The sequence below is a fragment of the Pseudomonas syringae pv. cilantro genome (genome assembly GCF_001293775.1).
Taxonomy (GTDB): Bacteria; Pseudomonadota; Gammaproteobacteria; order Pseudomonadales; family Pseudomonadaceae; genus Aquipseudomonas; species Aquipseudomonas syringae_P.
In genome coordinates, this window is record NZ_LGLN01000065.1 from 275,317 (window position 1) to 286,414 (window position 11,098).

Here is an 11,098-nt window from a genome sequence, read left to right on the forward strand (position 1 = left end):
ATTGCAGGGAGCTTCCGCAGCTCGGGTTTCTTTTTGGTTGGCATACATGCACCTCTTACTCATGTTATGCCCAAACACAAAATTTCTGACACCCCCAACACTGGACAACTTCGTAGCGCTCACACGAGAACTGAGGTCGGCACTTCGATCTCAACCTGTTCCAGCGGCAAAAATTGAATCAACGCACTTCAACCATCTCAGAAGAGGGTTCTAATATGGACGTCCGATCGGCTCCATCAAACCACGCCACCGCCGTGCCCACCGCGCAACCTTCAGCGCCCTCAATAAAATCAACGCTCAGCAAGCTTTTCAGAGCGCAGTGCTCAGACCCCGTGCCTCTATCGTCATCGTCATCGACAGAACGAATAGCACCGCCTCGCGTCCCCGCAAACTATTCGGCAGTGGTTGATATCTCGAAAACGGCGAGCCACTCAAAAACCAACGCGGACACCGCAGAAAAAAATAGCTTTTCCTGGTTAAAAAACAAGCTATCAACTGTTTCAGAAAATCAGCAAAAAAAACAGGCGATACAAAATTTTATTGCCCAGGTGAGCCAGCAGTATAACGTCGAAGAAGACGTCGCTAAACTTGCTGTCGCTGCTTCGGGAGCTTATAGACAACCCCGTTTCGAAGAGACGCAACAACAGCGGGTACATGCCTGCCTGCAAGACACTGAAGCGCTGACAGCGATGATTGATCTTGCTACACGTAAGCCACTGACCTATAAAATGGTCATGGGACTTGATAGTAGCGACTGCTCATTTGACCCCATCGCGCGAATTTCCGACCATGACATTTTGACTGAAGCCGAACAATGTCAAGTGGTACGCAGTGCATTTGCATCGGCTGACAAGGTATGCGTGGTAACCAGCTACGGAATCAAGCCGCTAGGAGCTCCAAAAAGCGATGCCCTGTCGCCGACCATAGCTTCCGTACTACAAGGTTTTGCCAGCAAGCAGCACGACAAAGACTTTACCGGTGTGTTTTTCTACCAGAAAAGCGATGCTATTCAGAATTACTACACCGAAGATAAGCGTACCAATATCAGCATCAAGGAAAACGACTGGGCCAAGGCAGTTACACTTTTCAATGCGGCAGTGGAACGTGGCGAAATCGAAGGCCCTAAGCTGGAAAACATTCAAGCGAACCTTTTTTTTCTGGCAGGAGAGCCCAAAGGATTTGCCGGATCGCACCATGACAAATTCATTGTCAATGATAATGGGCTTTGTGTGACCATGGGGGCATCACTTGGCAATATTGCGAAACCTAACTGGATGGACTCAGGTTGCGTGACGCTAAGCAACTCTCTGGCTTCTGAGCAGCTTACTAACTTTCTTGACAATCAGTCTGAGACAGCGATCAAGGGAAACCTCTTTAACAAGAGAGAGAACCACTGTGCAAAACTGGACAGCCTCGATGGTCGCGTCGTACAGCGAGCAGCGGTAAAATCGCGAGATATTTACAGCGCCTTAATGCCACTCGTTGTCGAAAACGCTGGTAAAAAATTAAGTGCCGTAGATAAAACAAACGGCACCGAGCAGGAGCAGTTCTTCAAAGATATCTTCAAGGCTCAAGGCTTTGACTTGGGTCACTCAAAGAAAAAAAGTATCGCCTGGATTAAAAACAAAGGCTCGAATGACACCAGCGGCGGGTTTGAACGCCCTATTGGCAAGGCACTCAAAACGATGCTGACAAACGTCGCACCCGGCGAAAAAGTCTGCATTCGTAACGGCAGCAGTCGACGGTTTGATGAAGGCGTTTGTAAGTTATTGGCCAACGCCGCGCAGAAAGGTGCGAAGCTGCAAATTCTCACAAGTCTTGCGGATGGTTTTAATCAGATCAATTACCTCCGCGAACAGATCCTCAAGAACCTTAAAGGAAGTGAAGCCGAGAAGCAGAACGCGTTGGCAAATATCGATGTACGCATTTTTAACAGAGAGTCACATCTCGTAGATATCGGAGAACAACGCGGCTGGCCAAGTCGATTTGAAGACAAGGGCTTCAAGGATCATGGCAAACTGTTCGGTGTACTCAAAGCTGACGGCAATGCGGAAGTAATGACCGGGACTTATAACCTTGACTCTCAGTCCGTTCGACGAAGCTTCGAAAATATGCAGGTTATCGATGACAAAGACGGTTCCTTCCTGCATGCAGGGTTCAGTCAATATTTCGCGAGCGATAATCCACCCATCAATTTCGGTACGCAAAATCCGGAAAAAATTCGGCAAACCATAGAAAGTATGTGGAAAAAATAAAAATCCGTAATTGCGTCTAGCCTTGGCTGATGTCAACACCCGGTAAATAGCGTGCGCGGCTTGCGCGACAAGCCGTGCTTCGCTTGACCCGCGTCCTTCTGTAAGACGCCTTTCACTCGTATCGGCGCGTGTGCTCAACAGATACCGCATTTCCCTTTCAAACCGCTGCAGCACTCGCGTGTTGGCTTTCAACGCTTATCCAAACACTCAAATGTGAAAATTTTGTCAGCTATTTGGCCGAAGTGTCTTTTTCTGGCTGAAACAACCTGTCACACTAATGCGAACAGTTATCAACATTATTATCATCCAGCCACGGACGGCTTCAGGGAGTGTCGGGTTCATGCCGGGGCAACAATCGCAAAGCCGTTTTCTTTTCACCCCAGCCCTGCTGACAATGGGCATCTGGCTCGCAACCTCTCAAACGGCCTACGCTGCGCAAGTACAAGACGCCGAAGCCGAGCCAGTCACGGCGATGGAGCTGGGCGCTACGCAAATCAGCAGCGATCAGTTGGGCTCAACCACCGAGGGCAGCGAGTCCTACACCACGGGGCCCATGCAGACAGCGACAAAATTGCCGCTGAGCATTCGTGAAACCCCGCAGTCGGTGACCGTCGTCACTCGGCAGCGTATGGACGATCAGGCCATGACCAGCATCAATGACGTGGTCAGGTACACGCCCGGTCTGTTTCTCGATCAATCCAGCGGGCCCGGCCGTCAAACCTACACGTCACGCGGCTTCGATATCGACAACATCATGTACGACGGCCTGCCCGCCTCGTACTCGGGCTACACTGCGGGCGTGCAGCCGAACCTGGCCATGTTCGATCACGTGGAAGTGATTCGTGGCGCGACCGGTCTGATCACCGGCGCGGGCAATCCTTCGGCAGCGATCAACATGGTGCGCAAACGCCCTACCGCCACTCCGCAGGTCAGCCTTACCGGCACCGTTGGAAGCTGGGACGATTACCGCGGCGTCTTTGATGCTTCCGGCCCGTTGAACGACAGCCGCACGGTGCGCGGACGGATCGTGGGTTCTTATCAGGACGCGAACAGCTTCCGCGACAAGGAAAAAAGCGACCATGGCGTGTTCTACGGCGTGCTCGAAGCGGACCTGACGGATGCGACCACGGCGACCTTTGGCCTGTCGCGTCAGGAAGACCAGACCAACCTGTTCTGGGGCGGTCTGCCGCTGGGCACGGATGGCCGCCACTTGAACCTGTCGCGCTCGACCTATCCCGGTTCCGACTGGGAAAACAAGAAAATCCAGATCGACACGGTGTTCGGTGAGCTGGAGCATCGCTTCGACAACGACTGGAAACTGCGCGTCGCAGGCTCCGGTTCCGCGCTGGACGGCCTGTTTTCGGGCACCTATCTCTCTCGCTACAACGGCCCGCTGGAGACCACGGCCTATCAGTCAAAGCCGGATGAAAAGCAGACCGCGTTCGATGTCTATGCCAGCGGCCCGGTCGAAGCCTTTGGCCGCACCCATGAAGTGGTGGTCGGCACCAGCAGGCGCGTCTATGACAAGACCAGCAAGGAATACAGCCCTTACGATACCGGCCTGCCCATCGGTGCGCCGAAGCCGGACTTTGTTCGCGATGGCAAAATCCATAACATCGCCACGCAGGATGCGGTGTACCTCACCACCCGCCTGAGCCTCGCCGATCCGCTGACGCTGATTCTTGGTGGCCGTCTGGACTGGTACGACTACGACGACCGCTCGGGCGACGAAGACTTCAAGGTCACCCGCAACCTGACACGCTACGCAGGCCTGATCTACAAACTGGATGAACAGCATTCCGTGTACGCCAGTTACACCGACATCTTCAACCCGCAGAACTATCAGGACCTGTCCGGCAAAGTGCTCGACCCGGTGGTGGGCGAGAATTATGAAGTCGGTATCAAGGGCGAGTACTTCAACGGCGCGCTCAACGCCAGCCTGGCGGTATTTCAGATCGACCAGAAAAACCTCGCGACGCAGGCGTCTACCCAACAGGGCTGTGCGGTGCTGACGTGTTACGACGCCGCCGGACTGGTGCGCAGCCAGGGTATAGAACTGGAACTGCAAGGCGCACTGACCGAGAACTGGCAGGTCGGCGCAGGCTATACCTACGCCCGCACCCACTACCTCGAGGACTTCGATCCGACGAAAGAAAATCAGCGCTTTAACACCGACACTCCCGAGCATCTGTTCAAGCTCTCGACGGTCTTTCGCCCGCAGGGCGCTCTGGAAAAAATGCGTGTCGGCGGCAACGTTTACTGGCAGAGCCGCATGTACAACGACATCGCCCTTACCGAAAGCAGCTATCGTCTGGAACAGGGCAGCTACGCGGTCGCCGATCTGATGGCCGGTTATCAGGTCAGCAAGCACCTGGACCTGCAACTGAACGCCAACAACATCTTCGACCGCGTTTACTACACCGCGATTGGCAGCAGCAGCGTCTGGGGTTCGACTGATACCTACGGCAACCCGCGCAGCTATGCGTTGACGGCGAAGTACAGTTTCTGATTGGAAACACGTCGCTGCCGGGCAGGCTCGGTAGCGACGTGAACGGTGTCTCGCCTACACCCCAAACACCTTCGCCATCTCGCCCAGCCATGGCAGTTGTTCATTGCTGCAACGCTCAGCGGGTTCATGTACAAGAATTTCAATAATGCCTATACATGAAACGGTTGGAACTTAGATAGGGTGTCGTACCACTCATCGGGCTCACTATCTAAGGGGACTTCATGAAAAATTCATTTGATCGCTTAATCGATGGGCTCGCAAAAGACTATGGCATGCCTGGTTTTCCTGAGAAGAAACATGAGCACGAAATTTATTGTTTTGAATTTAAGACCGGCGTCTCAGTCAAAATTTACCAAGACACATTTCGCTGGGTGTATTTCGTGGCCGAAATCGGTCAGCTCCACGAAACTAATGCCGATGCGTTGATGAGCATGCTTTATCTTAACAGTTTCAGTTTTAGAAAGCCTTTTTTTACACTGGGTTTGAACAGTGAAAAAATTGGCGAGTTACATGCGCGCACCCCTTTGTTGGAGGTTGATAACGTCCAGATGCGAGAGGTATTTGAGAACTTGCTAGGCACAGCAGCTGACATTAAAAAATCGTTCGGGTTTAATTGAGAGGTGTTGTCTATGGGTAATGTTTGTGGCACTTCCGGCTCCCATTATGTATACAGTCCGACAGTCAGTCCTCGACATGTATCGGGTTCGTTCACACCGGCGCACAGTGTAGGCGGCCAAACCCTGACCTCGGCGTATCAACTTTCCGCCGAGGCACGAGATGATTTTCTTGATCGCTCTGACCCGCTGCGAAGCCTAGGCCTGAACTCGAAAACGCCGCTTCACAGGACAACGGATACCCGCTGGCGTAATGTTATTTCGCAAGTAAGAAATCCTGACAAAGATCCGCGCATCGACCATCTGCTGACAATGGCAGAAGAAATCTACAAGGCATCAAGCACGTTCAGAAAAAGAATGAACACCGTTGCGGGCGAAGGGGGTGTCACGATAAGGATCGTGCCAGACAGTGAGATCGGCCATTCCTTTGGGCATGCCGCAACAATACCGGCTACTCGGTCTATTGCCTTGACAGAGACAACAGCAAGCAACGTTCAAGGAAGCCACTATCAATCTCTCAATATATTATTGGTTGAACTTTCCAACCTGAGCCGTGCGCAAGGAAATTGCGGAGATCTGCTCCAGCTTCCAGCAGGGACGAATAGGTCAGCGGCGCGCGGCTCATAACGCCGAAAGAGCAGAGTATGGAACGATCGAAGACATGGTCAACTATTTTAAGGAGGCTCGACCTGTCATAGAATCACTGGGCTACGGGAATCCGTCGATGTGGTACGCCGCACACGACTACGGCGGCGGAATCGTGCCAGTATATCGATCATTCGAAGATTACTACGCAACAGCGCTTTCAAGCGGCCATACCGACGTTCACCTTAACAACTATTCTCGGTCTGATGGATAGCTGCGTTGGAGGTCGCAGGTGATCGTGGACACCACGGTGCAGGAAAAGGGATGGCCTATCCGATCGACAGTCGTCTGCTTGATGTATAGGAATTTCAATGATGCCCATACAGCGTAGTCCGCCGAAAAGGCCCCTCGGCGTGATACCAACGTGGCGCTGAGGTTGGGGAAGCGCGTTTTTCACACCACATAGGCGTCTAAAACGTATCCATTACGATATTTTGACGTGTTTCGTGAATGTCAGGTGCACCTCTCCCGCATCAGTCTCGCACGGACCTCAATTGCGCGATGTTTTGGGCACTGTTGACCAAGCTCTGCACTGTCAGACCACCAACGCCCCGGTATAAACCATCCGTGCTCCGCACAGCACGCAGCTGAACGGATCCCGATGCAAGAACGCTTTGCTCATCTGCGCAACCTGGCCGCTGCGATGTCGCTCGGGCTGATTGCGCAGGTCGAGTTCCCCCCTCAGCAGGTGGCCCGCGTGGTAACGTTGATCGTCGCCATTGCGCAAGCCTGCTACGCATTTGCTCCAGCATTCTTTGGCGGAGTGCGCGGGTTGTCTGACGGGCCACACAGTGAACTGCTGACATTGACGCTGGCCGCCGGTATTCAAGGACTGGCCATGCTTGCGCTCATCCGCGGTGCGCGCTCGTCTGTAAAGGACAATTAACCGCGAAAACAGAGCGAACGCTCTGTTTTGATAAAAGAAGAATAATTTCTTTGAAACCAATAAAGAGGGTGATTTATTGCCAATAAAACACAAAAATATTGAATTAAATCTAATTTCCTAAAAAAATCAAGATCATTAAAAAGCATTTTTCAGCTATTTAAAATCACATTCGTGTATTTTTATTCCTCTGTAGTTTTTGCTTATCACCTGCATTTGAAACTACCCGCCAACTGTCCTGAGCTGCTGGCGGACCTACCCACTTGCCTCACACTTCTATTCGGAGATTGTCCCGATGGCCAGACGCTTGCTGCCTGTTGTCGCCACCTTGCTGACTTGCCTCAGCGCCTTTTCCGTGTCCGCCGCTGACAAGGATAACCCTCTGCCCGAGACGTCGAGCGAGCGCCGCGTGCAGGTCGATACCCAGCGCGAACGCATCACCGGGGCTGATAGCGCCGCTCAAAAAACACCCGGCGGCGCCCAGACCATTGTTGATGCCCCGATCGAGACAGCAGACGCCCCCGCCGGCAATGAAAAACGCTGAGCCGGTCGTTGATGTACCCAACTTCCCAAGGCCTTACGTAAGGAATAGCTCCGTGTCCATGATCAAACAAGGCTTAAGCTTGAGCGTACTCGCGCTCAGTGTGGCCCAGGCGAGCACCGTGCTTGCCGTGACGCCGATGACCGGCAATGAAGTCGAGGCGCGTGTAGGCGCCATGCTCGATAACATGACGCAGTCGGAGAAGATCAACTTCTCGCGCGTCGACGATGGGCGAATGATCCCCAAGCTGGATAAATTCAACCTGCAAGGCACGGTCGCCTACGACTCGGCGATGGGCGTACTGGTCGGCGGCAAAACGTTCGGCGCGCAATACCCCTCCCCGTCTGCCCTTGCGGCAACCTGGAGCATCAACCGCGCCAAGGAATTCGGTCTGGCCATTGGTTACGAAACCCGCATCGCGGGCGGCCAGCAAATGCTTTCGCCCGCCATCAATCTGTACCGTACGCCGTTCAACGGGCGGTCAGCCGAGTACATGAGTGGTGAAGATCCGTTCCTCGGCGCGGTCTTGGCGCCTGCGGTAACCAACGGCATTCAGGTTCAGGGCGTGCAGGCGGCGGCCAAGCACTACCTGATGAACGAGCAGGAAGCGAATCGTCACTATCTGGATGTGAAGATCGACGAGCGTGCGATGCAGGAGCTTTATCTGCCTGGCTTCGAATCGCTGGTCAAGAACGCCAACATCGCGTCGATCATGTGCGGCTACAACAAGATCAACGGGGAATACGCATGTGAAAACCATCACCTCATCACTGACATCCTGAAAGGCCAATGGGGCTTTCAGGGCAACGTCATGAGCGATTTCAACTCGGTTCAGGACGCCTTCAAAGGCGCATGGGCAGGCACCGATATCGACATGCCGAGCGGGCTCCAGTTTACCGAAGCCAAGCTGCTGCCTTATGTCTGGAACGGTCAGTTGCATCAGAACGTGATCGACGACAAAGTGCGCAGAAACCTGCGGGCACTGGTCAGCTACGGCTTTGACAAAGGCATCAACAAGGCGCAACCACTCGAACATCGTGAATACGGCCAATTGGCCGCACTGAACGTTGCCCGGGAAGCCATCGTGCTGCTGCGCAACGAACCCGTCGACGGTCAAAAGCCGCTGCTGCCGTTGCCAAGAAACGCAAAGATTGCCGTCATCGGTGACATGGCCGTGCAGCCGCCCACCGCGCCGTTCGGCACCGCGTACTCCGCACCGGCCAGCTACGTCACTGAAGTGAGCGGGCTCAAGCAATTGGCGTCAAGTGCGTCGAATGTCGACTACCTGCCACAGATGAGCCTGAATCCGAAGTCGTCCGTGTGGTATCAGCCCGGTACCGACAAACAGGCGATCAGCAATACCGGTGTGAAAGCCGAGTATTATGCCAATACCTCGTTGTCGGGCGATCCGGTGGCAACCCGTATCGAACCGGGCGTCAATCTGGACTGGATCACCAGTACCAACATGACCGATAACGGTGCCAGTACGGTCAGCGGTTATAGCCCTGCGCCAGGTGCGTTCTCTGCCCGTTTTACCGGCAAGATCAAACCGACGATCTCCGGCGCCCATGTGTTCAAGGTGCGCGCCGACGGGCCTTACAAACTCTGGATCAATGATGAGCTGGTGCTTGAAGATGACGGCGCGCAAGTCTCGTTCGACCTGATTCCGGTCGTGCCGCGCACCGTCAAGACGCCGAATCTCAAGGCCGGCACCGAGTACAACGTGCGTCTGGAATATCGCCGGATGAAGGGTAACTTCACCCCGGTACTGGGCGGCATGAACGGCGTGCAGATGAGCTGGGCATCGTTGCGTCCGCCGAAGAATCTGGCGGATTACGACGCTGTCGTGGTAGCAGCAGTCAGCAACTTCGAATACGAAGGCGAGTCGCTCGATCACCCGTTCGAACTGCCGCAATTCCAGTCCGAGCTGATCAGCTTCATTCAGAAAGCCAACCCGAAAACCATCGTTGTCATGCACGGCGGTGGCGGTATGGACATGCAGCCATGGGCCGACAAGGTTGCCGCCTCTCTGCACGCCTGGTTTCCGGGCCAGCAAGGCGGTCAGGCGCTGGCCGAAATTCTGTATGGCAAGGTCAACCCGTCGGGCAAGCTGCCTATCACGCTGGATAAAAAGGCCCAGGACAACCCGAGCTATGCGTCGTTTTCGAACCCGGTGCCGTACTACTTCAGTAGCCCTAACCCGCCGACTGAAATGACCTACAGCGAAGGCCTGTACCTGGGCTACCGCGGCTACGACAAAAAGCACACCAAGCCGCTTTACCCATTCGGCTTCGGGCTTTCCTACACCACGTACGCGTACAGCGATCTGAAGCTGTCGAGCAACGTACTGGCACCGGGCGCGACCATCCAGGCCAGTTTTACGGTCACCAATACGGGCGACAAAGCCGGTTTTGAAGTGGCGCAACTGTATGTGCAGCCGTCAAAGCCTCAGGTTGATCGACCAGAGAAAGAGCTGAAAGGCTTTTCCAAGGTTTACCTGAAGCCGGGCGAAAGCAAGACAGTCACGATTGCGCTGGACTCGCGCTCGTTCGCTTACTACTCGCCTGATTCGGTGAGCTGGAACGTTGACCCCGGCAAGTTCAAAGTGCTGGTGGGCAAGGACTCGGAAAGTCTGACCCTCGACCGCACGGTGGTAGCACTTTACCCCGAGCAGTTGACCACTCGCGATTCCAACCCCCTGCCGATACCGCTGCGCAACGCAGTGCAGGTCAAGCCAGAACAGGCTTATTAAGCTGTAACCGCTTGACAGCAGTGATCGGTGGTCGCAAGACCACCGATTGCATGGCCTTCAATCGATGCTTGTCAGATCCCGCTCCAGCCGCTCCAGAAACCTCGCAAACGCCCCTTCGATCGGCACTTCGCCCGGCGACCTGAGCCACTGAATCTGCATCCCGTCCATCATCGAAGCGATCTCGAGACTGATCTGCTTTACATCGATGTCCGCCCGGATGGCACCTGCTTGCACCAGCGAATTCAGATGAGCCTGAAGATGACCGTGAACAATCCCGAAACGCTCGCTGAACCAGCGGTGCGCCGGGTGAGTGACCGACAGGCTTTCAGTGTTGATGATCATCAGCGCCTGGCTGACTGCGGCATCCTCGATGCTGAAACTCATGACCAACTTCAGGAACGAAACAAAACCTTGCAATGAGCCGTCTTGATCCGCCTCCTGTAATCGGGACGCGACATACTGGTCTCGATGCTCGAGAACCGCCTGCAACAGGGCCAATTTGTTTGGAAAGTGATGCAACAAGCCTACCTGTGAGATACCTGCAACTTTGGCGATGTTCGTCAACGAAGCACCCGCGTATCCATCGCGGGCAAAAATGATCATGGCAGCGTTGATGATCTCGATCTTGCGCAGATCGCCTTTGGGGATTCGACGCTTGGCTGGCAGAGGTGCATCGGACTTCACAGACATAGGGGTCGTACTGTTCGCATCAGGGTCATCACTCCTTCTCCCCGTTAACCGCCTTCAGACTCTGGATCTCAGGCAGACAGAAAGGCCATTTCGCGTCTTCGCAAATATGAAATCGTAGCACGTAGCAGTACCCGGCTCTGTACGAAAAGTCGGCGCGCGAAGAGAGATGGCCGAAAGAACGCTTATCGTACCAATGCTCCGAGTTGGCA

The 11,098-nt window shown here is 54.3% G+C and carries 7 protein-coding genes and 2 pseudogenes; 7 read left to right on the top strand and 2 right to left on the bottom strand.

Features of this window, described 5'->3' with window-relative positions:
• Positions 1–401 precede the first annotated feature (401 nt).
• From ABJ99_RS16775 to ABJ99_RS28340, 4 genes are all read left to right on the top strand, one after another.
• Entirely contained in the window at positions 402–2,255 is a 1,854-nt protein-coding gene (locus ABJ99_RS16775) for a phospholipase D-like domain-containing protein (RefSeq protein WP_230081042.1), read from the top strand.
• A gap of 340 nt (positions 2,256–2,595) precedes the next feature.
• Positions 2,596–4,764 carry a TonB-dependent siderophore receptor gene (locus ABJ99_RS16780; protein ID WP_054086764.1) on the top strand — a complete coding sequence of 723 codons (2,169 nt, stop codon included), beginning with the start codon at positions 2,596–2,598 and terminating at the stop codon, positions 4,762–4,764.
• 221 nt (positions 4,765–4,985) lie between these two features.
• Positions 4,986–5,381 carry a CesT family type III secretion system chaperone gene (locus ABJ99_RS16785; protein ID WP_054086765.1) on the top strand — a complete coding sequence of 132 codons (396 nt, stop codon included), beginning with the start codon at positions 4,986–4,988 and terminating at the stop codon, positions 5,379–5,381.
• Positions 5,382–5,393: 12 nt separating this feature from the next.
• Positions 5,394–6,005 (top strand): AvrPphF family type III effector, encoded by a 612-nt coding sequence (locus tag ABJ99_RS28340; protein WP_230081043.1) that lies wholly within the window; start codon positions 5,394–5,396, stop codon positions 6,003–6,005.
• Positions 6,006–6,496: 491 nt separating this feature from the next.
• Here the strand turns inward: ABJ99_RS28340 and ABJ99_RS28345 are convergent.
• Positions 6,497–6,651, bottom strand: a pseudogene (locus tag ABJ99_RS28345) (IS91 family transposase); the annotation flags it as partial.
• 27 nt (positions 6,652–6,678) lie between these two features.
• Between ABJ99_RS28345 and ABJ99_RS16790 the strand changes: the two are divergent.
• The 3 genes and pseudogenes from ABJ99_RS16790 to ABJ99_RS16800 all read left to right on the top strand — a co-directional run.
• Positions 6,679–6,909: pseudogene (locus ABJ99_RS16790) on the top strand (MFS transporter); the annotation flags it as partial.
• Positions 6,910–7,201: 292 nt separating this feature from the next.
• Positions 7,202–7,450 (top strand): hypothetical protein, encoded by a 249-nt coding sequence (locus tag ABJ99_RS16795; RefSeq protein ID WP_054079527.1) that lies wholly within the window; start codon positions 7,202–7,204, stop codon positions 7,448–7,450.
• Between the two features lie 58 nt (positions 7,451–7,508).
• Positions 7,509–10,199, top strand: coding sequence for a beta-glucosidase (locus tag ABJ99_RS16800; RefSeq protein ID WP_054086767.1), 2,691 nt, complete (start codon positions 7,509–7,511; stop codon positions 10,197–10,199).
• A gap of 57 nt (positions 10,200–10,256) precedes the next feature.
• Here the strand turns inward: ABJ99_RS16800 and ABJ99_RS16805 are convergent, their stop codons facing one another.
• Positions 10,257–10,889 carry a TetR/AcrR family transcriptional regulator gene (locus tag ABJ99_RS16805; protein WP_054086768.1) on the bottom strand — a complete coding sequence of 211 codons (633 nt, stop codon included), beginning with the start codon at positions 10,887–10,889 and terminating at the stop codon, positions 10,257–10,259.
• Positions 10,890–11,098 lie beyond the last annotated feature (209 nt).